Source organism: Porphyromonas somerae (genome assembly GCF_022845615.1).
Lineage (GTDB): Bacteria > Bacteroidota > Bacteroidia > Bacteroidales > Porphyromonadaceae > Porphyromonas_A > Porphyromonas_A somerae.
In genome coordinates, this window is sequence record NZ_AP025559.1 from 766,467 (window position 1) to 792,711 (window position 26,245).

General features: G+C 43.9%; 18 protein-coding genes and 1 pseudogene. 6 read left to right on the top strand and 13 right to left on the bottom strand.

Features of this window, described 5'->3' with window-relative positions:
- Positions 1–233: 233 nt before the first annotated feature.
- The 6 genes from MWL85_RS03215 to dapA form a co-directional block, all read right to left on the bottom strand.
- A complete protein-coding gene (locus MWL85_RS03215) occupies positions 234–1,889 on the bottom strand; it encodes an Rne/Rng family ribonuclease (protein WP_244401393.1) in 1,656 nt (551 codons plus the stop codon).
- A gap of 367 nt (positions 1,890–2,256) precedes the next feature.
- Entirely contained in the window at positions 2,257–2,541 is a 285-nt protein-coding gene (locus MWL85_RS03220; protein WP_018028847.1) for an HU family DNA-binding protein, read from the bottom strand.
- Between the two features lie 153 nt (positions 2,542–2,694).
- Entirely contained in the window at positions 2,695–4,695 is a 2,001-nt protein-coding gene (locus tag MWL85_RS03225; RefSeq protein ID WP_244401394.1) for a DUF4954 family protein, read from the bottom strand.
- Between the two features lie 27 nt (positions 4,696–4,722).
- Positions 4,723–5,247 carry a nitroreductase family protein gene (locus MWL85_RS03230; protein ID WP_244401395.1) on the bottom strand — a complete coding sequence of 175 codons (525 nt, stop codon included), beginning with the start codon at positions 5,245–5,247 and terminating at the stop codon, positions 4,723–4,725.
- On the bottom strand, positions 5,231–6,484 hold the full coding sequence (locus tag MWL85_RS03235) for a nucleoside permease (RefSeq protein WP_244401396.1): 1,254 nt from the start codon (positions 6,482–6,484) through the stop codon (positions 5,231–5,233). Before MWL85_RS03235 ends, MWL85_RS03230 begins: the two co-directional genes overlap by 17 nt.
- A gap of 30 nt (positions 6,485–6,514) precedes the next feature.
- Complete coding sequence (gene dapA, locus MWL85_RS03240; RefSeq protein WP_244401397.1) at positions 6,515–7,441, bottom strand: 4-hydroxy-tetrahydrodipicolinate synthase; 927 nt, start codon at positions 7,439–7,441, stop codon at positions 6,515–6,517.
- Between the two features lie 661 nt (positions 7,442–8,102).
- On the opposite strand from dapA, the gene MWL85_RS03245 reads away from it, so the two are divergent.
- The 6 genes from MWL85_RS03245 (at position 8,103) to MWL85_RS03270 (ending at position 15,517) form a co-directional block, all read left to right on the top strand.
- Positions 8,103–8,270 (top strand): 4Fe-4S ferredoxin, encoded by a 168-nt coding sequence (locus MWL85_RS03245; protein WP_018028853.1) that lies wholly within the window; start codon positions 8,103–8,105, stop codon positions 8,268–8,270.
- A 543-nt stretch (positions 8,271–8,813) separates the two neighbouring features.
- Positions 8,814–10,862 carry a TonB-dependent receptor gene (locus MWL85_RS03250; protein ID WP_244401398.1) on the top strand — a complete coding sequence of 683 codons (2,049 nt, stop codon included), beginning with the start codon at positions 8,814–8,816 and terminating at the stop codon, positions 10,860–10,862.
- Between the two features lie 6 nt (positions 10,863–10,868).
- Complete coding sequence (locus MWL85_RS03255; protein ID WP_244401399.1) at positions 10,869–12,098, top strand: MFS transporter; 1,230 nt, start codon at positions 10,869–10,871, stop codon at positions 12,096–12,098.
- The gene (gene hemN, locus MWL85_RS03260) at positions 12,079–13,443 is read left to right on the top strand and encodes an oxygen-independent coproporphyrinogen III oxidase (protein WP_244401400.1); all 1,365 of its coding nucleotides are present in this window, start codon (positions 12,079–12,081) and stop codon (positions 13,441–13,443) included. Before MWL85_RS03255 ends, hemN begins: the two co-directional genes overlap by 20 nt.
- A gap of 120 nt (positions 13,444–13,563) precedes the next feature.
- The gene (locus MWL85_RS03265) at positions 13,564–13,749 is read left to right on the top strand and encodes a hypothetical protein (RefSeq protein ID WP_244401401.1); all 186 of its coding nucleotides are present in this window, start codon (positions 13,564–13,566) and stop codon (positions 13,747–13,749) included.
- Positions 13,750–13,852: 103 nt separating this feature from the next.
- The gene (locus MWL85_RS03270) at positions 13,853–15,517 is read left to right on the top strand and encodes a M28 family metallopeptidase (protein WP_244401402.1); all 1,665 of its coding nucleotides are present in this window, start codon (positions 13,853–13,855) and stop codon (positions 15,515–15,517) included.
- 5 nt (positions 15,518–15,522) lie between these two features.
- Here the strand turns inward: MWL85_RS03270 and MWL85_RS03275 are convergent, their stop codons facing one another.
- The 7 genes and pseudogenes from MWL85_RS03275 to MWL85_RS03310 all read right to left on the bottom strand — a co-directional run bounded on the left by MWL85_RS03275 (position 15,523) and on the right by MWL85_RS03310 (position 25,886).
- The gene (locus tag MWL85_RS03275) at positions 15,523–16,536 is read right to left on the bottom strand and encodes an NAD-dependent epimerase/dehydratase family protein (protein WP_244401403.1); all 1,014 of its coding nucleotides are present in this window, start codon (positions 16,534–16,536) and stop codon (positions 15,523–15,525) included.
- 4 nt (positions 16,537–16,540) lie between these two features.
- Positions 16,541–17,173: a lipid-A-disaccharide synthase N-terminal domain-containing protein gene (locus MWL85_RS03280; RefSeq protein WP_244401404.1), complete on the bottom strand. Its 633-nt coding sequence runs from the start codon at positions 17,171–17,173 to the stop codon at positions 16,541–16,543.
- 14 nt (positions 17,174–17,187) lie between these two features.
- Positions 17,188–17,925, bottom strand: a complete 738-nt coding sequence (locus MWL85_RS03285; protein WP_244401405.1) for a glycosyltransferase family 2 protein — start codon at positions 17,923–17,925, stop codon at positions 17,188–17,190.
- Between the two features lie 14 nt (positions 17,926–17,939).
- Positions 17,940–19,526, bottom strand: coding sequence for a glycosyltransferase family protein (locus MWL85_RS03290; RefSeq protein ID WP_244401406.1), 1,587 nt, complete (start codon positions 19,524–19,526; stop codon positions 17,940–17,942).
- 1,262 nt (positions 19,527–20,788) lie between these two features.
- Positions 20,789–22,303 (bottom strand): fimbria major subunit, encoded by a 1,515-nt coding sequence (locus MWL85_RS03295; RefSeq protein WP_244401407.1) that lies wholly within the window; start codon positions 22,301–22,303, stop codon positions 20,789–20,791.
- A gap of 88 nt (positions 22,304–22,391) precedes the next feature.
- Positions 22,392–22,784, bottom strand: coding sequence for a (deoxy)nucleoside triphosphate pyrophosphohydrolase (locus MWL85_RS03300; protein WP_018028369.1), 393 nt, complete (start codon positions 22,782–22,784; stop codon positions 22,392–22,394).
- A 2-nt stretch (positions 22,785–22,786) separates the two neighbouring features.
- Positions 22,787–25,886, bottom strand: a pseudogene (locus MWL85_RS03310) (DUF3427 domain-containing protein).
- Between the last annotated feature and the right edge of the window lie 359 nt (positions 25,887–26,245).

The following is a 26,245-nucleotide window of genomic DNA, read 5'->3' on the forward strand; positions in this document are numbered from 1 at the left end:
GGCGTTGCTTTCGGAATTCGGCCTCGGTCACGTACGTGAGTACGCTCCCTTCAGCCTCATCCTCAGCGCCTTGCATCTCATCCTTCGTGCAAAGTCTCAGCACATTTGCTTCAAATGTGCGAGAATGGCACTTCGTGCAACATTCTCTATAAGTAGAAAAAAGAGAGGTAAGTCTGAACTTACCTCTCTTTTAATTGTTTTCTCCTTAAGAGTAAATTGGAAACTTTTTACTGTTAATCTTCTAGGCTAGGATCCTCATCATCCGTATCCAGCATATAGGAAAGCTCATTCTTATCAGAGTCATAAAACTCATACTCTAGCATTCCTAATGATTCATCGGCGATAATATCTATGCCTTTCCCGTATTTGCTACGCCATGAGGACAGGATAGAACCTCCTAAGAAGCCCTTCTTTTTGGTTAAGTAGGCAGCCACAAAAGGATGTAAATGGATGCTAAACTTCTTAACACCCTCCTCTTTCGTCAACTGGTTAACCATCTTCTCCACTTCATCAGTAAAGAATAGAGTGGGCTGAACTTGTCCCTTACCATGACAAGTTGGGCAGACTTCCTCTGTTTCAATGCGAGTTGCTTGGCGAACCCTCTGACGGGTTATTTGCATGAGACCGAACTTGGTCAATGGTAAAATGGTATGCTTGGCCCGGTCATTTTTCATATACTCATTCATTTGCTCAAAAAGCTTCTGTCTATTTGCTGCTTGAGCCATGTCAATGAAGTCTATGATAATAATACCACCTAAGTCGCGCAATCTCATCTGCCTTGCTATCTCCTCTGCTGCCGACAGATTGACATCAACAGCGGTGTCCTCTTGTTGCTTAGAACCTCTAGATCTATTCCCGCTATTGACATCTACCACATGCATCGCTTCAGTTTGCTCAATCACTAGGTAGGCACCACTCTTGTAGGTAACAGTCTTCCCAAATAAATGCTTAATCTGCTTGCTTACATCAAAATAGTCGTATATGGGCCTTTTCCCTTCGTAGAGCTTGACGATATTGCCATGCCCTGGGTCAATAAGCTCAATATAATCTTGAGTCTCTTGCACAAGAGACTTATCATTGATGTATATGTCTTTAAAGTTGGAGTTGTAAGTATCTCTCAAAAGACTTAGCAAGCGATTACTCTCTTGATGTAGCATGTATACATCAGGGGTGTTATTGCCTCCTTTTTTACCACCTTTAGCTTCTTGCGGCTGGTTGTTTTGTGGCTCACGGCTAAGGTTTTCGACTGTCTGGCTCCACTTCTTTACCAGAGATCTTAGCTCGTGGTGCAACTCAGCTACCTTTACACCTTGTGCAGAGGTGCGAACGATTACGGATACATTCTTTGGCTTGATACTCAATATCAATTGCTTAAGCCGCACGCGCTCTTCAGGCTGACTGATCTTTTGAGAAACCGAGACCTTGTCAGCAAATGGGATTAGCACTAGATACCTACCAGCGTATGATAGCTCGGTAGAGATTCTAGGACCCTTAGTGGAGATAGCTTCTTTGGTTACCTGAACCATCAGCTCCTCGCCTTGCTGAAGCATATCAGCGATAGATCCAGAGCGGTCTATCTCCTTTTCCAATTTTACTCTCTCGGGAGAAAAGTTTTTGCCATACTTCCTCGCAGCTTGGATAAAGCTCTTAGCCGTCTTGAAGTTAGCACCTAGATCTCGGTAATGAAGAAAGGCCTCCTTCTTATGACCAATATCTACAAATGCCGCATTCAGTCCTGGCATAATTTTCTTTACCTTGCCGAGGTATATGTCGCCCACAGAGTAAGCAATATTTTGCTTCTCTCTTTGGAGCTCTACCAATCTGCTGTTTTCTAATACAGCGATGGAGACCTCCTTGGGTCTAACATCAATGATCAATTCACTTTTCACTCGAAATCTGGTAATAAATGATTAATAAATATATCTAGCAAAATGCCTAAAAAAGGAATAAGCTCCTAGAGCTGTCGCTATTCAGATTGAAAAAGCCACATCTCCCAGAGCTTATTATTTCTGGTATCGGAAGGCTACTAGCCACCCACTACTAAGCTTTTAGCATTCGTACTAGAAACCACCCATTAGTGAAGTATATCAAAATGAGTCCTCACTAATACGTTCGATATTACTTCTTCTTATGACGGTTCTTGCGCAGTCTCTTTTTACGCTTGTGCGTCGCCATCTTATGTCTTTTTCTTTTCTTTCCGCTTGGCATAATACAAATGTTTATATTAGTTATTATCTACTTACCTAAACCAGTAGTTTAGGCGTTCTTCTTATCTACTTTTACAGTCAATGACTTAGAGGGCTTGAATGCTGGCACCTTACGTGGAGGCAATTGGATTGTCGTATTTTGAGTAATGTTTCTAGCGGTTTTCGCAGCACGTTGCTTAATAATAAAGCTACCAAACCCACGGAGGTATACGGGTTCACCAGATGCTAGGCTTGTACTCACTACATCCATCAATGCTTCTACAGTGTCCATGACTTGCTTTTTCTCGAGACCTGTCTTTCTCGAGATCTCGGCTACAAGTTCTGCTTTAGTCATATCTTTATATATCTTTCTAGTTCGTTATAAACTTATTGGAATGCTTATAAATGCCTTCCCATTGACTATCAATCATATCAATGGACTGCAAAGGTACCATTTTTAATTGGCATTCTGAAAGATTTGCTGTGCTTTTTCGCTCTGCCCTATATTTTAACAAAGTATTCCATTTAATTGTTCTAGGGTAGTTGCATACAATTCCTTTTTTCGTGAGATATGCTCAAGCACGGATAATACGATAGGATTTTCCGCATATTCTGCCTCTATCTGTTCGGTATAGGTAGTCGTCTGCATATCCGAATTCTTCACTCCGAAATTGACACGACCGATGATGTTGTACTCCTTATGCGCATCATTCAGCAATGCATCATCAATCGCTAATACAGCATCAATCCAGTCCTTAAGTATCGAGCGAATAAGCTCAATGGTTAGTGGATGATCCTCATTAATATCGTACCAACGACAAAGCAGATCGAAGCTCCAATCCCACTCATACTCATAGTACAGCTTGTGCAATCCTCGAATCCTATGATTAATCTCGGGGAGCGACTTCAGTTGCTTCCCTTTAATTTCTCCAACGATTTCTTGAATGCACCCAAGTGGAGCGATCATACCGCTAGCATCAATCCATTCCCCTTTTCCAAAAGAATGGTCCGGTACTAGAGACTCTAGTAGCTTCTCCTCTGAAGCGATCGCCTCATTTCCAAACTTATTTTGAATCCTTTGAATCAAAGAGTTGCCGATAAACTTTTCAATCCCCCATTTATAGATCTGTAGTCCCTTCTCTAGGCTGCTAGGCTTGATGAAGAGATTGTAGTAGACATAGACGTGCTCGTGCCCACCCAGAAACTTCTTCAGCGAAAGTAGCTTATTATATGCACGCTCCATCTTACCTATAGTAAAAGGACTCAGAAGGTTGTAGTTGATACAATCAGGGCGAATCGTCTCAGGACGTTTGTCGCGAGCTGGCCACTTCTTGGCATCTCTCATAGTTCCCACACTTAGCAGATTGCGTCCTGGCACTAAGTAACTCCTATTGTCATCCTCCAATAAGTAACTAAAGGGAAAATCCGTGGTATCTACATTATGCACGTGTCGACCCATAATCAGGGTGAAAGCCCCGATCCTCGATGGCCATAAGATATAAGAGTCCGAGCTAGTTTTAGACCCACGCTCTACAACGCCTTGGTGGATCGGCCCCAGCTTATAAAGGTGGTTACTTTGGTTAGAACCACTTCCGGCATTAAGAAATGAAAAGTGACCTGCAATCAGCAAGCTACTCTTATGGCTAGAAACGGTAAATGGCCCAGCAAAAATAGCGCACGCCTCTCCATTCTCCAAATTGCAATTGGCAAAAATCAGCGAGTCGTGTGCCGAGAATAGATGATCTATGTGGCAAGATTGCCCTATGAAGCAGCGCTCAATAATAGAGCTTCCGCCTATCTTCGCACCCAGAGAGGCCACAAAGTCACGCCCCATCACATTGTACCCAATCTCGATAGGGTGTTCTGCAGAGCTGCAGAGACTACAGTTTTCAAGAAATGTCGCCCCTTCCACCTTAGCGTGTGCCCCTATGTAGGCATTCACTATAGAACCACAATTACGTATCGACACACTCTCTTCGATGATTCCTCTCTCCGACTCCGCCTCCCTTGCCTCTTGGTCAACTAAATCAATTAACGACCCACGAAGAGTACCATCTTGCCGACCAATTAGCGTAAACATATAGGCAGTCTGTGCCGTTAAATCTCTAGATATTGGCACCTCCATACCCCCTGTCTCATTCAGAACAGAAGCACGTACACCTATCCCGAAGGTGCTACTTCCCTTCATCGCCACTACATTTACATTGCTAATTGTTACATTGTCCCCAATGTCGTATCTCGAAATAACATCATGGACGTGATCAATGCAGACACCATTGCCGATCTTGCATTCACTAATACTTGCCGACCTAATGCCATTCTGTACAGCAATGCCGTACTCATTCACCCTACTACCCGATAAGTCGCCGATCTGACAACTCCCTGAAAATTGTACATCTCTACAGCTCTCTGGGTCAAAAGTCTCTGCGACCTTTACCAATTCCCATTGCTCCGAGCGGCAGTTATTTTTTTCTAGTACTGCCACCTCGGAGCGAGTAAGTGTTCTCATAGTATTTATGTTGTTTGTGTGTAAAAATCAGAGCTCGGTCAAAACCTCATCCAGCTCCTTTCTCTTAAAGGGCAGAGTATTCGGATCTACCTCAGGGTAGCCTATCGCTAAAATGCTGATAGGACGGCGTACATTTACATCTAAGCCAAAAAGCTCGCAGCACTTAGGACGGTCAAAATTACAAATCCATAGGGTTCCAACCCCTTCGGACCATGCCTGAAGCATCATGCTAGTAGTAGCAATGGCACAGTCGGTATACAGCGAAGTATCCCCCACACCATCAGGGTAGGTCCAGCACTGATCTACCTCACCGGTGATGAGTACATAGGCATAGGCCCCTTGTACCCATTCCCTATCGTAGCATGCCCAAATCTTCTTTCTCGCCTCTTCACTCCGAATGAGATAAAAATGCCATGGTTGTCGGTTGCATGCCGATGGGGCTATATGACCCGCTTCTATAATCCTTTCCAACGTCTCATGCGGGACCTCCTTCTTAGCGTCAAATTTTCGGATTGAGCGTCGTGTCCGCAATAGATCAAGCATATTGTCCATAGGTGTTATTTGTTTTTGGTTTGTCATGAAATAAGAAATAAAACGCAATGGTAATAATTAGAGCATAGGTGGCAAAGATGAACCACGAATTGGGGTATCCATATCCATCTACCACCCAACCAGCTACATACGATCCAATAAAAGAGCCAAAACCATTGGTCATCATCAGGAATACCCCCTGAGCACTGCTACGAATACTAATGTCGGTATTCTGGTCTACGTAAAGAGAGCCCGAGATATTGAAAAAATCAAAGGCTACTCCATACACAAGCATCGAGAGAATGAGGAATATAACCCCGCTCCCGGGGTCACCTAAACCTAAAAAGCCAAACCGCAGTACCCAAGCGAAGAGACTGATTAGCATCACCACCTTGATCCCAAAACGCTTTAGGAAAAAGGGGATGAGTAAGATGCAAAGTGCCTCAGATATTTGCGATAGTGAGATAAGGGTACTCGAGTACTTCACTCCAAAACTATCGGCATACTCTGCCATACTTCCAAAGTGATTCACCAAGTAATCATTGGCAAAGCCGTTGGTGATCTGTAAGCAGATCCCTAGCAACATACTAAATATAAAGAATACAGCCATCCTTCGTTCCTTAAATAGCCTAAAGGCTTCGAACCCTAGCTTTGCTACAAGTCCTTTACTAGAAGAGCTTGCTACCTTGACGATAGGGGTGGGCTTGAACGTAAGCATATAGAGTGCCAGTGCAAAAGAGAGCCCAGCAGAGATGTATAGCTGTACGTGGGTAAGTTTTGCTCCAGTCCAATCTACAATCAGCATCGCCACAATAAACCCAATGGTGCCGAATACTCGGATGGGGGGAAAGTGCTTCACAGCGTCGAGATTCGCCTCCCCCAACTTACTATATGCCACAGAATTGGTGAGCCCAAGAGTAGGCATATAAAAGCAGACACTCAAGAGGATAAAGCTGTAAAGACCAGCATAATCTACCCTCTGAGCCGCATAAATCATCAGTACACCTGCAAATAAATGACACAAGGCGATTAGTCGCTCCGCTGGAATCCACTTATCCGCCACGATACCCATCAATGTGGGCATAAAAATAGAGGCAATTCCCATAGTAGCAAAGAAACTACCTATCTGTAGCCCCGTAAAGTGTAACGTTCCCCCTAAGTAAGCACCTAGTGAAATCAACCATGCTCCCCAAACTGCAAATTGGAGGAAGTTCATGATGATCAGTCTCAGCTTCAGTGCACCATTATCTCTTCCCATAAAACTAATTATCTATATGCCTGAATGGCATTATTCCATACATTCATTCAAAAAATTATCACTACGCATGTCACTTATCAGCTGAATCATGGCTTCCCTATTAGGGCTTTGCATCTCCACAAGAGGCAACCGTAGGTTTTCATCCAGTAGTCCAAGCTCAGCCATGGCACACTTCACCCCAGCTGGGTTGCCATCGATAAAAAGGAGGGTGAAAAGCTCCTTAAAGAAGTGATGTATCTTAAGAGCTTTATCATACTGCTTCTCCTCAATTAAGTGCACCATCCGTCCAAACTCACGCGGAAAGGCATTGCCAATCACCGAGATCACCCCATCCACACCCATCGTCATAAGAGGGAAAGTAATAGTATCATCGCCTGCTAGCACAAAAAAGCCCTTTGGGCGCTGCTTAGATACAGCATCAATTTGGCCTACTATACCGCTCGCCTCTTTAATCCCAATGATATTTGGGCAATTATTAGCTAGCCGAATAGTGGTGGCAGGCAACATATTCACTGAGGTGCGAGCTGGTACATTATAGAGCACAATGGGCAATGGAGAAGCCTCTGATACCGCCCGGAAGTGTTGGTACAGACCCTCTTGCGACGGCTTATTGTAGTAGGGGCATACCACCAATACTGCGTCCACGCCATCCCGAGGCATACTTCTTAGGCGGTCGATCACCCTTAGTGTGCCATTATGCGACACTCCTACCACCATTGGCACCCTACCATTATTCACCTTGGCGCAAGTGTGGATAATCCTGTCTTGCTCCTCCTCGCTCAAGGTTGGAGTCTCTGCAGTAGTGCCCAAAACTACCAAGAAATCGGCACCACTCACTATCTGTCGCTCTACTAGACGCTCCAGTACGTCATAGTCTACACTTTTATCTTGCTTGAAGGGAGTGACAAGGGCAGTACCAAGACCCCTCAAATATAAACGCTCTTTCGTACGACTCATATAAAAAATGTAATCTATCCTTCTCCCCATAACTGATAAGCAAACTTATAAATAAATTTTGAGATCGGTGCTCTATACAACCTAAAAAATCACGTGGTTATCTATTAGTGGTGGGCACTATGAGGGCTCTTATTTATCGGGCATGTTTGGCGCCAGAGCTGTTCTTATCCCCATGGAACACTCACTTTCTAGAAATAAATGCCGCGAAACGGAGTGAAAATTTAGCAATAATGGGGACCCGAAGCTTCATTTGCAACCGACTGAAAGGCACTTATTGAGATGCAACTAAGCAATCGGCGAGTTGCAACTAAGCATTTGCCGAGTTGCATCTCGCCGATTGCTTAGTCGCATCTCAACTTTTACCCTACTAGTATAGGGGTTTTATGGAGGGCAAGAGATGGCATCTTTGTCCTATAAATAATGTGGTTCAATAGACAATGGGTCGAATGGTAATTGATGATTTTTCTGTCAATACTCATATACACCGTATATATAGATCAGATTTATATGGGTAACTGAGGGCTATAAAATAGGGGCTCTACCCATAAAGTATGAGGGAAAACTGTATTTTCTGCTTGAAAACTATGTGTGAATACCTATTTATTGGTATCTTTGCTGTGGCAAATAATTAACTAATCATTAAGAAACAATCATTTTTATTATGGCACATTTTATTCAAGACTCATGCATCGCTTGTGGAAGTTGTATTGACGAGTGTCCTGTAGGGGCAATTTCTGAGGGTGATATCTACTCTATTGATGCCGATACTTGTATTGATTGTGGTAATTGTGCAGAGGCTTGTCCTACTGACTCAATTATTGCTCAGTAATAAGGACGAATAACTTGCAAAACAGATGTGCGGTGGTAGCAAAAGTCTACCATCGCGCATTTTTTTGTTTTTAGTGGTTAGCTGGTACCAGATTAAGTATCTACTCCTTCACAATATGAGACAGTTGCACGAAGGCGATCTGCTGCGCCTAGGCTTCCGTAAGGATGCCAAGGTACATAATGTTGCTTTCGGAATTCGCCAACGGTCACGTACGTGAGTACGCTCCCTTCGGTCTTATCCTCAGTGCCTATTTAGGTACCTTCGCACCCTAACGGTTGCCTTGCATCTCATCCTTCGTGCAAAGTATCAGCACATTTGCTTCAAATGTGCGAGAATGGCACCTCGTGCAACATTCTCAATATGTATGTTTTGGAGCCTATTTTCGAATAATCTCGTGTAACTTGCGTAAAAAGAGGTATCTTTGCGAAAGTTTAACTATTCTAAGAAGAATTATAAGTCATAAAGTGAATCTATACTTACTATTGAATCAAAATGAAACGTATAAGCTCTAAACTATGGAGAGGGCGATCTTCTCTGTTAGCAGTGACTATAAGCGCACTAGCCTTAACTACTTATGCCAATGAACCAGTTAACCTAGGACCTACTCCTTTGGACTCAGTGTGGATGCATTATTCACTAGAGGATGTAGTGGTAATGGGGATTAAGGAGCAGTCTAAGCTTCGCGTTGAACCGATTAGCTCTACCTCGTTGGGAGTTGAGCAACTACAGGTTCGGAATGTCAATAGTGTGAAGGAGGTGCTTGGAATGGTGCCCAACTTCATTATGATTGATCGTGATACTCCTCATACCTCTTCGGTATTGGTGCGTGGTATTGGCTCGAAGCTACAACCCGCGGTGGTGATGTATGTGGATGGTATTCCTCACTTTGAGAAGTCGACATTTGATCTTTCCTTAAACGACGTAGAGCAGCTAGAGTTTCTTAGAGGACCACAAGGCACTACCTTTGGTAGAAATGCCATTGGCGGAGTGATCTTGATGCAGACTCGTTCACCATTTAAGTACCAAGGGAATAAAGTTAGAGTGGGCTACGGTCGTTTCAATGAAGTGCGTGTAGATGCGTCTCGACTAGCTCGGGTGGGTACGCACTGGGCTTACTCTATTGCAGGTAACTATCAGCATCTAGGGGGGTATCTTGTAAATAGTTTTGATGACTCAAGTGCCGATAAAGCCGATAAGGGCGGAGTGAATGCCAAGCTGGAGTACTCTCCTAATGAGAATACACTCTATAGGCTCACTCAGAGTGTAGACTATGTAAAGCAGGGTGCCTTTACCTATGGTACTGTAGATATGGAGACGATGAAGGTGCCTACGATTAGTTTGGATCACCCTAGTGAGTACACTCGCCTGATCTACGATGGTGGCCTTTCTGCGTCCTACCACAGTGATCAATTTTTGCTCAAAGGGCAGCTCTCTTCGCATATCGTGAATGCAAGCTATGATGTGGATCAAGATGGTTCTCCTAAAGACCTTTACTATGCTTTACAAAAGGAGAAGCAGCGTCTCTTCTCACAGGAGCTCTCTATGATTGGTAAAAATGAGGGTTGGTACAATTGGAGCTTTGGCCTTTTTGCATTTGAACAGCAGATCAATAGGGATGTGGATGTGACGATAAATAAGCCTAAGTCGGTGCTCATCAAGCGTTTGAATGATCAATTTACTTGGGGCGCTGCACTTTATCACCAGAGTAAGTTCTCTCTTTCGGAGGAGTTTAAGATAGAAGCGGGTGTCCGTGTTGATTACGAGAAAAGCCGACTAGCCTATTCGGAGGATAAAAATGGCAAGAAGTCGGAGAGTGATAATTCCCTTCCTTTCGTCCAAGTAAGTCCTAAGGTCTCTTTTCAGTACTTTATAGTGCCAGACTTTCAGGTCTATGCTACAGTAACTAAGGGGTATGTGACGGGAGGCTTCAATACTGTCTATGTGGGTACGGAAAATCGCTCTTACGATGCCGAGCATAGCTGGAATTATGAGGTCGGTGCTAAGGGTGAGATCATTCCTGGTAGATTGACGACAGAGTTGGTGGCCTTTGCGGTGACAACGCGAGATAAACAACTGAGTAAAATAATTCCTGTAACAGGCCAAGTTACCTATAACGCAGGTGCTTCTAGAAGTATCGGTCTGGAGGCTGCACTGGATGCTCAGCTGACTAAGCAATGGGGGCTCTCGGCTTCATACGGTTTTACTAATGCGAAGTTTACTGACTATGTAACGGATAAGGGGATTGACTTTGGGGGTAAATATCTCCCCTTTGTGCCAGAGCATACATTGGCAGTGAATACGCAATATCGGATTCCTTTCAAGGGTCAGTTGCTAGATAGTGCTACTATCCACCTCGGTTATAGAGGTATCGGTGATATGTATTGGCATGAGGATAATAAGGTAAAGCAGGACTTCTACCAGCTCCTAGATGCGTCTCTATCTTTTAAGCGTGCTGGATTTACTTGTACACTTTGGGGTACCAACCTATTGAATAGCTACTACTTAGGCTACTTCTACACCCAAAGTGGAAGGAATATGGGTAAGCCAGGTGCACCTCTTAAAGCTGGGGTGACTGTAGAACTCAACTTCTAAGGCTAAATGGGGCGACAAAAGTCTTACAACCTATTCACCTTCTTTTCGCTCTACATTGCGCAATCGGTGCCGATGAGCTTCTTTGCCGCAGTATTACCAATACTTATGCGACAAGGAGCTTATTCGCTCACCGCTATTGCGCTCATTAAGCTGATTAAGATTCCGTGGATTATTAAATTCCTTTGGTCGCCATTGGTGGACCGGCATACTAAGGAGGTGCTGGACTACAAGCGGTGGATTGTGGTCTCGGAGATACTCTATGCTTTGATTATTTTAGTAGTGGCACTTCTTGAATTGGATACTACTCCAATCTTGGTCATAGGGTTGATTTTTATTGCTTTCCTGATGTCGGCGACTCAAGATATTGCTACCGATGCGCTGGCGGCTCGCTCTTTTCTCCCTAGTGATCGTGGATTGATTAATAGCATGCAGTCGATGGGCTCCTTTGCCGGTAGTATGGTGGGTAGTGGGGTGCTATTGGTGCTCTTTCACAAACTGGGGTGGCACCATATGTTGCCTTGGGTGGCACTCTTTGTGTTGGTTGCCCTGATACCACTTTTGCAGAATAAAGGAATTGAGCTCCAACCAACAGCCGAAAAGGAGCGTCCTATAGCACGACCTAAGGATATGCTCACCTTCTTCACGCAAAAGGGGATATACAAGCATGTCATTTTTCTACTCCTTTTTTACACTGGTATCATCGGTCTGCTTTCCAACCTTCGCCCTATGATGGTGGACTTTGGATATGAGATGAAGGAGATTGGTTTTATCGTGGGTATCTGTGGTACCGCTATGGGTATTCTAGGCTCTTTTTTATCGGGACTCGGGGTGAAGTATCTGGGCCGAAAGTGGATGAGGCGACTTGTGTCGCTACTGATTGTAGGTACCGCTACGCTCTTTTTAATCACTTATAATGGAGGTCTCCTTGGACAGCATACCCCCTTTATATTTGTGGCTATTGGGTCGGTATGGCTTACCTACGGGATGGCTTCCACTTTGGTCTATACTACTAGTATGGACTTGGTGCGATCGGGTAGGGAGGGGACTGATTTTACTCTCCAAATCGTGGTGACTCACTTGAGCTCTATGCTCTTCTCTATCTCCTTTGCCCGTGTAGCCGATGTGACTGGGTACCAAGGTCTATTTACCCTTTCACTAGTAATGGGGCTACTCACAACGCTATATATATGGTTTTACAATCCAAAGAAAGTAATAGATGATTCCGCTATTAGATAAGTACAATCGTCCTGTTCCTAGGTATACTAGTTATCCCCCTGCCAATTTCTTTCATGCTGGTGTCGGGGAGCGAGATTTCTTGGAGGCTGTGGAGCAGTCTAATGATGAGGTGCCGTCGCTTCTCTCTTTTTATATCCACTTTCCTTACTGTGAACAGAAGTGCTTTTACTGCGGCTGTAATTCTTACCTCAAATGTAAGGAGGGGGATGACGATGTCTACTTTGAGGCGGTGCTGAGTGAGATAGATAGGGTGATTGAGCGAATTGATAGCTCTCGTAATATTGCACAGATACACTTTGGCGGAGGAAGCCCGAGCCTTGCCGATCCAAGACTTTTGGGTAAGGTAATTGATAGATTGACCTCTCGCTTTGCGGTGATTGAAAAGCCAGAGATCGCTATTGAGTGCCATCCTGGTCACTTGACGCGTGAGGGGTATGAGGCGTTGCTTTCTCTTGGCTTTACAAGGGTGAGCTTGGGGGTGCAGGACTTTAATCCTGAGGTGCTTAAGGCGGTTCATCGCATGCCACCCCTCCTCCCGATAGAGGAGGTGCAAAGGATTATGTCGGGCTATGGAGTGCCCCTTAATCTGGATTTTATCTATGGCTTGCCACTGCAGACGGTGGAGAGTTTTGAGGAGACTATCAAGCGAGCCATTGCTTTGCACCCTAGTCGGCTAGTCACCTTTTCGTATGCACACGTCCCATCAATGTTCCCTGCCCAAAAGATCTTAGAGCAGAGGGGATTACCCTCTTCGGAGGTCAAGGAAGAGATGTATCAGCGTGCTAGGAAGCTGCTCCTAGATAGTGGCTATCTACAGATAGGATTGGACCACTTTGTCCTTCCTTCGGATGAGCTTCATCAAGCGGCGGTGGAACGAACACTACACCGCAATTTCCAGGGGTACTGCACACGTCGTACTACAGGGCAGGTCTATGCTTTTGGAGTGTCGGCTATCTCACAGCTTACTTCGGCATATGTGCAGAATACCAAGGATATCCCTACTTACCTTAAGACCATCAAGTCGGGTCACCTACCTATTGATCGTGGTCTGCTGCTTACTAGGGAACAAAGAATTATTCGAGAGGTGATCACCACCTTTATGTGCAATGAGCGCATCTCGTGGAGCGACCTTGCCCAAAGACTTCAACTAACTCCGGAAGAGGTGAAGGGGGCAACTGCTTTTAATGAAAAAGAGATGGAGGCGATGGCACTAGATGGCTTGATTTTACTCTCTGATGATGAAGTGCGTATGGCGACTCCAGGCTCCCCGCTTCTTCGTTATGTCGCTTCTCGTCTGGACCCTCTCCAGAGTGAAGGTGGTAAGATCTACTCCAAACCAGTCTAAGGCACCCCCTATTAAAGACGACTCAATCACGTTTTTATGGATTTGAAATAAAAGTAATGTGGAGATGGAAGCAATGAGAAAGAAACAGCAAGGTGGCGCCCACAACGTGGCAAGGACCGTTTGAGTAAGCAGAGCAGAGGCGAAGAAAATGAGAAGACCATAGCTGAATTGATGAAGAGGAAGCGAGAGCTGGAGGAGCAACTCTTTAGGCAGACTGTTTGGACTGAAGCGTTGGAAGAACTGATTAATGTTGCCGAAGAGAACTTCAATATTAAGATAAGAGATGAATCATTCAAAAGAAAGTAGTCGTTTGCAAAAAAAGGGAGTTGGTTTCTCAATTTTATGTACCTTGCTGATAAGTGAGTCAGAGACTTGGGTCACGTGCATAACAATTAAGATAATACACATTATGAACGTAAGTGTGCTAAAGTGGAGTATCCTCCTAGTAATTCCTTTGATAGCAGCGTGTAGCAGCAGAGAACAGCAGGTGTTACTTGCTGAAAAGAGTATTTGTGCCGAGACGCTAGCTGAACATGTAAAGGTGCTAGCATCAGATGAATTTCAAGGGCGTAAACCTTTTACTGAAGGGGAAAGAAAGACCATTGAGTATCTTGCCAAAGAGTTTGAAAAGATTGGTCTCAAAGCCCCCTACAATGGCAGCTATCTGCAGGAAGTGCCAATGGTGGGGATGACCTACCACCCAAGCCCTACCATCACGCTGAACCTGCCTAAAGGGTCTCTGACACTCTACAATGGCAAAGACTATCTTGCCAAAACCCCTCACATCACTGATCGGGTAGAAATCCAAGAGGCAGAAGTGGTATTCGCAGGCTATGGCATTGTGGCACCCGAGTATGGATGGAACGACTTTGCCGATATTGATGTGCGGGATAAGGTGGTGCTTGTTCTGGTCAATGACCCTGGATTTGCCACCCAAAACCCTTCGCTTTTCAATGGAAAGGCAATGACCTATTACGGTCGATGGCCGTATAAATATGAGGAAGCAGCTCGTCATGGAGCTAAGGGCGTGCTGGTCATTCACGAAACCGCTGCAGCTGGATATCCCTGGGCTTCCCTCTCCAATACCTCGGGTACCAACCTTTACCTACTGACGGAGAATAACAATATGGATCAGTGTGCCCTCACTGGATGGATTACCGAAGAGGCGTGCCAAAAGATGTTTGAATACAATGGCTTGGACTTTGCACAGGCTAAAAAGGATGTGCTAGATCCATCGTTCAAAGCCTTTTCCCTAAATACCCATATGAGTCTTACTATTCAGAATGACCTAAAGCAGGATATCACGCACAATGTAGTAGGCATTATTGAGGGCAAAAGTAGGAAGGATGAGTGCATCGTCTACTCCGCTCATTGGGATCACTTTGGTATTGGTGTCCCTGACAACGGCGACTCCATATACAATGGTGCCGCAGATAATGCCCTTGCCGTTGCTTGTATGCTGGAGACGGCGAAAGCTTTTGCCCAAGCACCACAACCAGAGCGGACGGTGGTATTCCTTGCCCCAACCGCCGAAGAAACAGGTATGCAAGGATCGCTCTACTACGCCCTCAACCCCCTCTTTCCACCAAATAAGACAGTTGCCAACCTTAATTATGAGCTCCCCCTCCCAATGGGGCGGATGAGAGATGTCACCATCACTGGCTTCGGCCAATCGGAACTTGATGCTTATGCCGAGCGTTTTGCGAAAGAACAAGACCGGTACATTGCCCCAGAGCCCTTCCCCGAAAATGGGATGTACTACCGCTCAGATCACTTTAGTTTTGCCAAAGTAGGCATCCCTTCCCTCTTTATAAAAGGGTGGCAGGAGAGCCGAGAGCACGGTAAAGAGTGGTCAAAAGCACAGATAGCACACTACTGGGAGACGGCCTACCATAAACCGGCAGATGAATTTGACGAGCAGTTGGCCGACCTCTCTGGCAATGTAGAGGACGCCCAGCTATTCTTCAAGATTGGGTGGCAGCTCTCTAATGAGAGCACTTTCCCCACTTGGAGCGATACGTCTGAATTCAAAGCCATCAGAGATGCCTCTTTCCAAGGAAAATCACCTCATTAAATGGACTAGAATAGGTAGGTGTACTCTTGGAACCACTGGTAAAAGGAGTGGATGCCTTGTTGGATAGAGGTACGGGGTACGAAACCAAAATCGTGCTGCAAGTGGGTTATATCGGCATAAGTGCAAGTCACGTCGCCAGGTTGCATCTCCTCCATCTTCATGATCGCTCGGTGTCCTGTCACCTCTTCAATCACTTTTATGAAGTCCATTAGCTGCACAGGGCTAGAGTGCCCAATATTGTAAACCCGATGAGGCACCGCTGCTGAAGATGGTTTTGCCAAAACCAAGAGTACCGCATTGATAATATCATCAATGTAGGTAAAGTCGCGTTGCATATTACCGTGATTGAAAACACGAATTGGCCTGCCCTCAAGGATTGACTTCATAAATAAGAAAGGAGCCATATCCGGCCGCCCCCACGGACCATACACCGTAAAGAAGCGAAGCCCGGTAGCTGGAATGCCATAGAGTTTACTATAAGAAAAAGCCATCAATTCATTGGCTTTTTTAGTCGCAGCATAGAGACTAACCAGGCTATCCGTCTTATCCTCTTCGGAGTAGGGGATTTGCTCATTCATTCCGTAGATACTGCTTGAGCTGGCATATACCAAGTGCTGCACCGGATAATGCCGACAATTTTCAAGGATATTTAGGAAGCCATAGACATTGCTATCCACATAGGAGAAAGGATTATCGATTGAATAGCGCACCCCCGCCTGTCCTGCAAGATTACATACAGCATCAAAACGGTGAGTAGCAAAGAGCTGTTCCATCGCTACACGATCGGTCAGGTCCATCTTCACAAATTGATATCTAGGTGAGTGGGTACTCATCACAGATTGACCCTCAGCGATGGTAGAGGTGTCAATGCCAGTATCGGTTAAGCGAGCATATTTTATGGATTGTGCATAATAATCATTGATATTATCCATGCCCACTACTTCATGCCCTTCAGTCACGAGAGCTTTCACCAATGCAGCCCCAATAAATCCAGCTGCTCCTGTCACTAATACCTTCATTTCCTTATGAGTTCTTCTTTTCGTGCGTTATGATCCAAAGATTGCGTGCGTAGGCCACTGCACCAAACATCTGCCCTACAATCAACACCGCATCTGCTCGGATGATGCCGTAGGTCAGGATGAGGAGAGAACCGGTCAGGCTAATGATCCAAAAACCTGCTGGTAGCTGCGACTCCTTTCGCCGTTGTGAATAGATCCACTGATAGACAAACCGGAGCGTAAATAGCACTTGCCCCACCGAGCCAAATATTAGCAACCAGAGTGCCACCTCCTCATTATGAAGAAAGCGAGCGACAAAGGCAGAGGCATCCTGTGCTACAAAGGCCACCGCTACAATAGGTGTTGCCAATAGCAGATATCCTATCACCTTTGGGAGTCGTTGCCATACCCCTTTGAGCTTAAGATTGGCAAGGTAGATATAATAAGAGATAAACTGCCCAAGAATGATCGCAAAGTCATTTCGGAGCCATCCGTAGATGCAGAGAAGATAGGCCCCCAATAGGCTCAGCACCCAGAAAATAGTGGGCGAGAGCACCTTCTTCGCTTTTTCCGATAGGATCCACTGCACCAACGTGCGTGCCGAGAAAAAAGCTTGGGCAAGGAAGCCGATCGAAAGTATGGCAATATTACTACTCATTTGTCATAAGCAGGTTACTGAAAATTGCCTTCCGAAACCTTATAATTGATATAGCGCTTCTTCATCCAGCGATATGCGAAACAATCCATAAATGGTCCCCACAGACGGTTCCAAAGGTGATACTTTGACTCCCCATGCAGTCGAGGAAAGTGACGCACAGGCAACTGCTTTATTTTTCCCTCCTGAAGGAGGATAAGGGCAGGGAGGAATCGATGCATCCCAGTGAAAAATGGGACTCGCTTAGCGTAGTCACTCTGCATAATCTTTAGTGGGCACCCCGTATCCTGCATGCCATCGTGCGTCATCATGTTGCGAAAACCATTGGCAAAACGAGACTGAAACCTTTTGAATGCCGTATCCTTACGATTCGCCCGAATACCCGTCACCAGCTGATACTCCTCACGATAGGGGAGGAGGAGATTAAAATCCTCTGGAGCTGTCTGTAGATCCGCATCCATATAGCCCACATACGTTGATTGAGCTGCATCAATACCCGCCTTAAGTGCAGCACTCAAACCACTGTTTTTTGCGAATGCTAGATAATAGAAGTGACTCTGCCGGGCACAAACCTCCTGAATCCGCCCCAAGCTACCATCCTTAGACCCATCATCCACAAATAGCACACAGCTCTTGCAGAGTGCCTCAGGTAAAAAAGCCGAGAGCCTTTCTTCAAGCGGATAGATATTACTCTCCTCATTAAAAACTGGCACAATGATGGTCAGTTCGTATTCCGATGTTTTATTTACACTCATTCTATTTCTCAATCTCATTTATTATTCTGCTGTAGTTCGTCCGATCTAATGATCGCATAGGGTCCCAAGACCTCTGCTTCCACATTCCCCAGTTCTTCCAGATAATTAGCAGGCATCATCACCACAGCATTAGGAAGTGCATAAATGGTCTCTACCTCCTCTTTTTCTACTATTATAATTGGTTGCTCAAGGTACGCATCCATATTTTCGGGTCGATGCATTCCATAAGCAATATATTGCTCCGCTCCCACCTCCTTCGCCATTTCCTTCGCTTCTTGGCACAAGGCTCCGTATCCAATCCACGGATTGATTGAAGGCAGTGCCCATCCCGCCAAAAAGATAGTACAAGTAAGGGAATATACTAGGGTGCACAATCCAGATTCTATGCTTCCTTGTGCTCTAAAGGCATTCCTCAGTGCGACCACTCCACCTTGCGTCATGATGGCAGCGGCAAAGTAAATGAGTGCGTGATCGAGGAAGGCAGTGTCAGCATTATAAAGAGCAAAGTAGCATACCAGAGGAAGTGCCGAAATAAAAATAGTAGCCGTGATGATAAATAATAGCCGCACCCATAGTTGCCCACTAAACCTTGTAAGATTGAGCACCCCTAGGTAGATCACAAAAGGGAAAGCAGGCAATAGGTAGACCTGTAGCTTAGAGCTGACACAAGAAAGCAAGATAAAAGTGGTGAGAAACACTACAAAAAAGAACCGCTCTAGATCCCTTTTTAAGCCACCCTTGAAAGCTCCCACCAACATCAAAGGAATCAGCAGTAGGGACCAAGGTGCGATAGAATACCAAATAGAGAGACCATAGTAGTAAAAAGGCTCTTTGTGGTGAAAGGCGTCTACAGCACGGTCTATCGTCTGGTGGAATACCAAGTTATTGAGATACTCCATGCCTCCCTCGGCATAGACACAGCCAAACCATACCACAAATAGGAACACCAGTACCACCCACGTACGCCACCCCCAGTAGCGACCCATCTCTCTGATACGCCCCGTAATGAGGAGATAAACTACAGTCGAAAGTAGCGGAATGAGTAGCCCAAAGGGCCCTTTGCTGAACACTGCTAGAAAAATATAGAGGGGAAAAAGCCACCCTTCCCGTTTGGGAATCTCTGCAGAGGTCGACATCGTAAAGAATGTGCGGAGCGACAACACGATGAACATACACATTAGCATATCCATTCGTAGTGTCACCACCATTCCAGTAAAGAGCCCACCCGTCAGCAGTAGCATACGAGCTATTTTGCCCGTATCTTCGTCAGTCTCGGGTGCCACCCACCGCTCCATCACCCGAGTGGTGATCAGTGCCGGAACCATTGATGCTAAGGTTAGGAACCACATCTGATGCGTTCCGAAGAGCCATTTTCCCAGCATGATCCACCAGAAGTAAAGCGGAGGTTTATCGGCATAGGGAAGACCGTGATTGTAAAACGTGAAGAAAGTGCCATTCCGCAACGCCTCATCAGCGATACTGAGGTACCTCAGTTCGTTTGAAGGTGTAAAATCACGCAACAGTAATATCGGTAATAATGCAACGCAGAAAGCTATGTAATACGCTTTGCTGCTCAGCTGTTTCTCTGCTATTGTAGCCACTAACTATGTAATCTTTTTTGAATGTATGCGTAAGATTATTGTCTCTAACTCATAATGCAACGCAAATATAGCTAGAATGGGTGAGATACCCATACCTTCAAGAACTCCCTCAATTCCGCAGGCTGAATTTTTATTGCTTTAGTCGGGTACTTATTGATTGTTTTTTCTTGTATTCCGACTATTTGACAGACCAAAGGCTCAATATGGAAATCTGCGTATTTTCTATTTATCTCTTTGCGATGAGTTCATTGCTTTCATTTGTGTAAACACTACGCTTATTGGAACTCCTCACCTTGACACCCTCCTTTATAAGTGCTTCATAGGTTAGTCGAAGTGTCCTAGATTGATCAAAAATCACAGGGACATTTCCGCCACGACCTTTAATGCTTATGGAATGACCATTGAAAAGACAATGCCGGACGCATACCCTTTTACGTCCTTATAGATTCATGCAGAGTCTCGTTTCCTTGTCTAGATAATCTAGATTTTTGTAATCGAAGTCGGAGGCATTGCCACGCTCCAATAGCTCTACTTCAATATTCCTTATATCAAGAATACGTTCTGCTTTGAATTGAGGTTGAATGTATAGTTTATCCCTGACTTTTTCACTTTTACCAGATCGTCATCAACCGAAAGTGTCTTAAGTGTCCTAAGTACACTATTCGCACTCGGAGCCTTTTTGGGGGAATTGAGATAATTTGAGGACTAAGTGGTTAATGTCTTCAATACTTGTGCCTCCACATAAAATTCTGAGAAACAGGACATTGATTACCTCCGAATAAGAGTACCCACCACCTGAACTACATCTTACTCCCAGCTCCTTATCGCACAGCTTATGAGTCTTTTTGTACACCTTAAACTGTAAAACGAAATGTCATCCGCCAAAACGCTGTGCTCTCTCAGAAATTACCTGTATATTTTCTATTCTATAATATGACGTTAGGTATTGTTATTCAATGAGTTGGTATAAAGTAAAGTCAAGATTTCTAACGACAAAGGATGAGAAACTGCAAGAAATCTCACTCTTCATTTTTACCCCTCACTCAGCATGCAGAATCTAGGTAACTGCCGACAACCAAAGCAAAGCTAAACGTGTAGAAAGCGGATTAGTTCCGTGTTTGGACGAGGGCTCGAATTCCTCCATCTCCACTAAAAGAGACCGCTCAGAGCCTAATACATTGGCTTTGAGCGGTCTCTTCTTTTCCTTTTGCTACACCTGGTAGTTGCTAGACCGTTAATGATTCAGGAGATAAAGGAGATTATTACACATCAATCTCGTTGACGATCTCCTTCATATCTCCTATTTCACATGATGAGGAGATGAATTGATCGGTGAGGTAATCTAGGTCATAAGACAAGTTGTATGGTGAAGCATTACCTATTGTGGAAAAGGAATTAATGATATACTCATAATGGTGGTTGCGTACGACACCAAAATACCCGCCATTATCGATAGACCCACCTACGGTATCCAAGTTGGTATGAGTGATAGGGAACGAAAAGTAATTTAAGGAGTGGTAGAAATATTGAATATCATCATCCTGATATCCTTTTTTCGCTAATCCATTGTTTGAGCTATTCATAATACGACTGCCTATCTCTAGAAAGTCTTTTTCCTCATTACTAGGATTACTCTTTTTAATTAGGCTTTGATACAACTGTAAGAAGTCTGTATCAAGATAGGGCTTTCCCTTATAATTGACCCAGCCAAGATCGGGAGATTCTAACTGTGTAGAAGAGAGTTGCGACTTAAGGCTTTTAGGCAACATCCTAACACTGAGAAGGACTCTTGTAATAACTTTGGCACTTGTTTCAGATGAGGCTACCGTATTCTCAGGGATAGGTCGATAGCTACTCGTAAAGTTTGTGTCGTGGCTTGATCTTGCCCATCTTGTATAGGTGCCAAGATAAAGGAACTCATTTGTGAGTTCTTCTATACTTTTTGTGCTAAACCCTCCATAATTGGGGTCGATGGGATAGTATACTTGAAATTTCGACTTGAGATGCTCATCTACTTCAGGAAACAAAATGTACTTCAGATTTTGTACGTCGGGCGAAACCAAAATATAATCACCTAGAATCTCATATTTATCATCTTTGACTGCATTTTTCCACTTAACAGAGAGTAACGCATTGATAGCAGTAAGCTTTGGTGCTGTTAGTTGGTATGTTTTATTAATAGCATTATCGTTGAATAGAGATTTGGAGATCTTAATTGGTTCGGGGCTGTGGTAGATGTTATTAATCAGCCTATTATGGTCAAAGTCTTTTTGGCGATCGTAATTTAATGTGCCAGTAATCTCAGAAAAAGGATTCCCCACGGTCGTGGCACTTTTGAGCTGGTCATTGCACGATGTAAAGTAATATACAAGGTAGTTATCCGCCTTGATTTTTTCACTTCCTTTTATCTGGAAAGCGATGCCTTCGTTACTTGATGCTGGAGAGGGAAGGTAGTCAGCACCTGAGAATACTCCTGCTACAGCCTTTACATCCTTATCAAATACATAAGCCACCTTATCTGGCTGAGAGGGGTCGTCTTTGTCTACCGAGTATAGCACTATGCGAATACCGCTAAAATGGATGCGATGTTTTAGCTTTTCTGCAGTTCCAGTTGGATAGCTTTTTAACCCGCCCTGTGAAAAGCCAGCTAGGAGGCCATTAAAAGATACTTGAATGATTTCATCGTCCGAAGTCTGTGGGGTGTATCCAAGGTCCACCCTTGAATTACATGAGCTTACGATGAGTGCTAATAGGATAATAGATAGTAGTCTTCTCATACTGTAGGATTGTATAGTTAGATATTCGAATGCGAATTTAGATAAAATTATCTTAACTGCCAAAAAGCGCCAACTTTGATTTCAGTTGTTATTTTGTCAATTGTGTTTTTAATATTCCTATAAGCTCCTTATCTGCTGGTAACCATTCCACACTATTAAGGGTTTCAGCGGTTAGCCAGCGTGCTGATTTATGTTCTCGGAGTTCAATTTCACCTGCCTCAATTTGACACAAGTAGCAGTGCATAATCAAGTGGAATGATGGATAGTCGTATTCGATTGTGTGGAGAAATTCGTTAATGGCAATATCTATACCTAATTCCTCTTGGATTTCGCGTTTGAGAGCAACATCACGACTTTCACCCGGTTCGATCTTGCCACCAGGGAACTCCCACATTCCCTCAAACTCGCCATATCCACGTTGTGTGGCGAAGTAAGACCCGTTATGATGTATAACCGCTGCTACGACTTCTATAATCCTCATCGTTAAATAGCATTTAAGTATTGTGACATTGCAGGTTTGTGCAGTTTCCAAGTTATGTTCATTGGGAAATCATCGTGCGATGAAACATAGTCTACCATACCGAAACAATGGAAAGGGGATGTAAAGCCAAATCCATCTTTCTTCTCCTCACGGACAAATAGTATGATTTTGTTTATTGTTTTCGATTGCTCTGTATATCGGCGGCCACCATTGTTATTGTGCGAATCTGTATTCTGCGATTGCCAGTGGAAGAATTCTTCATTAATTAAGTAGTCATTATACTGCGTGGAAGGAGAGAAATCCTTTTCCGACTTGTTAAGTGTTACAAATAATAACGTAGCGTTATGTTCTTGAAGGTTAAAGACTCCAGATGCTGCACCCTGCATTTTAACTTCTGGCGTCTGACGCCCAACAAGTGTAAATATCTCCTCACGAGTGTAACAGCCATACAATTCTACTTTAGGAAGACTCTCGATACCAATTGGAGCAGTTTTGATGCTTAAATTAGCTAACAAGTAGGAAACTATTTCTGATATTTCCTGTTTGAAACAAGCATAATATATTGTGGAATAGTAGCTCCAATGCTTCATTTATGTTTTGAAAGCCAACTTTGCTAATCTTATCCTGGAATAGTGCATAATATAGCATGATTGCATAGGTTTTATATGCTTCTTCAAGGTGTACACCTTCGCCAGCAATAAACCGTGCAACAAAGTGGAGAAATGAAACTGTATTATGGTGAATCAAATTTGCCATTCCTTTCTCTAAGCGCTTTGTTATCGCATCATCATTATATGAGATGCGTCTAGCAGCACGTTTCAATGAAGACCAGCAATTTGCTCCCTGGTATATCACGCGAATATCCTGCCCATTATTCTCTAAGAATTGTGAGATAGTCGGTATTGATGTGTAACTATTTATCTCCTTAATGATGCGCCTTTTGTTGTAGATAGCACTTGATATATTATCGAGAATATATTGTCGTGCCATCTTCTCCATTACAATACTACACCCCATAGGAAGTAGGGTGAAACCTTCTTCTATCTGTTTTTTGATATTTTTTTCAGGGTGTAATGTGAGTGCGCGGAATCGGCTTGCGAAATCATATTTGCAGTTGGCTTGTGCAACGAAATCAAGGACTGTTAGCTCTGTCTTTCCAGCAGAAAGACGCAAACCACGACCTAATTGTTGAAGGAAAATTGTTAAGCTTTCGGTAGGACGAAGGAATAATACAGTATCAACCTCTGGAATATCGATACCCTCGTTGAAGATATCAACAACACAGAGATATTGAAGAGAGCCATTTCTTAAATTCTTTGAGAGCTGCTTACGCTCATCAGGTGGCGTGTCTGATGTGAGGCTTTGTGCCGTAAATCCATATAGTCTCAACTGATCGGCCATAAAGTTTGCATGGCGTTTATTTACGCAGAAACATAATGCTCGGCATTTGTATTCATCAGCCAGATATTTTTGTAATGAATCAGCTATAAGTTTTGCTCTTGCCTCAGAGCATAGTTTATCAGCAAGACGATCATTATTATACTTCAATCCACTCCATAAACTTTCGTCGCTTAGGTCTATGTCGTCAGAGATACACAAGTATTGGAATGGTGTTAGCAATCCTGCCTGCAACGCCTGAGGTAATCGTATTTCAGCACTTATTCTGCCACCAAAATCGGGGCGTAAGTCTTGACCATCCATACGCTCCGGTGTTGCTGTTAAACCAATAAGGAGCTTTGGATTAAAGTGACCAAATAGTTTACGATAGCTATTTGCTTGGCTATGATGTGCTTCGTCAATTACAATGTAGTCGTAATAGTCCGCTTCCAACGATGCAAAGAACTCCTCGAAACGAGAATTGAACATATTAATAGAGACAAACAAATGATCGTAGTCACTTGCGTCATAAGGACGATTTGCTCCCACCCAAAGTGTTCCGAAATTGGCATCTTGCAATACACTTCGAAATGTACTCAACGATTGTCTCAGAATCTCTTCTCTGTGAGCTGTGAAAAGAATGCGAGACCTTGAATGTCTTCGGGCGAACTCTTGGTAATCGAATGCGGAAATGACAGTCTTGCCCGTTCCTGTTGCGGCCACAATAAGATTCTTGAAGTTACCTCTCACCTCACGCTCTACACGTAGCTTGTCGAGAATCTGTTTCTGATGTGGTAACAGCGAATATCGTTGATAAACCATTTCAGAAGTATTTGAGTGGAATAAGTTGCGATGAATTTCTTTATTGAATTTCTCAATGCCCCCTATACGGAAATCCTCAAAGTTGGGACTATTCCAATACATCTCGAAAGTCGCAAGTACAGTCTTAATAATATGTGGGTTCTCAATACTCGTAACACGCATATTCCATTCCAAGCCATCAGTCTGTGCCGACTTGGATAAATTTGATGAACCGATGTAGGCTGTGTTCATGCCAGAATTGCGAACAAATATATACGACTTGGCATGCAATCGTTCTATATTGGTATTGTATAAAATTCTTATCTCTGTATTTGGCAATTCAGCTAACTGCATAATGGCCTTTGCCTGTGTGGCTCCGCAGTAGGTCGTGGTGATGATACGCAAACGAGTCCCCTCACGGCTACAAAATTTAGTGAGCTCATCGAGCAAGAGGCGGACACCAGAAACTTTTAGAAATGATACGATAAAGCATATCTCATCGGCACTTGCGATTTCTCGACGGATCTCCTCGTTCAAAGAAAGTGTGCTACTACCACCAGTAAAAAGGTTGCTAACACGAAAGCCAGATATAGGGCGAACTGTATGTGTATTGCTCTGAGTTTGTAGAATAGCCTTCTGCTGGCTCATCACCTCAGCTAATAAGTCTGAAGGTTTTACGATTTGCTTGTCATCAAGCAATCCTGCATCAATCATAATACGATTGATAAGATTTACCCGATCTTGTTGCTCCTCAATATCTTCAAGCTTCTGACGAATAGCTTTTGCAAGATAATTTGCCAATATTTGTGGCGACTCGGCACTGTCTATAGGCTGCTGAATGCATACTAATCCAGACAGTTCTGCTTGTTGAATATCACGTTCTGTTTCCTTATTAATTATATGTTCGTATATTCCAGACTTCATTACGGTTCTATTGATTGCTTTTATAATCTTTACGGGGCAAAAGGTATGGTCTTTGCTATCTCAAATGGTACTTCAAACATAGGTTGATGACCATAGAAACATATGAGCACAAGATACAAATAAATCTCGCATGGCTTATTGAATTCCAAGTTTCCTTGGTCCCATAGACTTAAAAAACAAGTGCGATTTCGCAGGACTTCTTTATAGGTATCTTACTTCTAGCCATACTTCGTCCTCATTTCGCCATGTTTTTGTTTCATACTGCATATTGGCGTCTCTCTGTGTTACATGAGTCCAGCACCTATGGGGGAAAAAAGTGTATGGGGTAGGTATGCAGTTCAGAAAAGGACGTAATAACG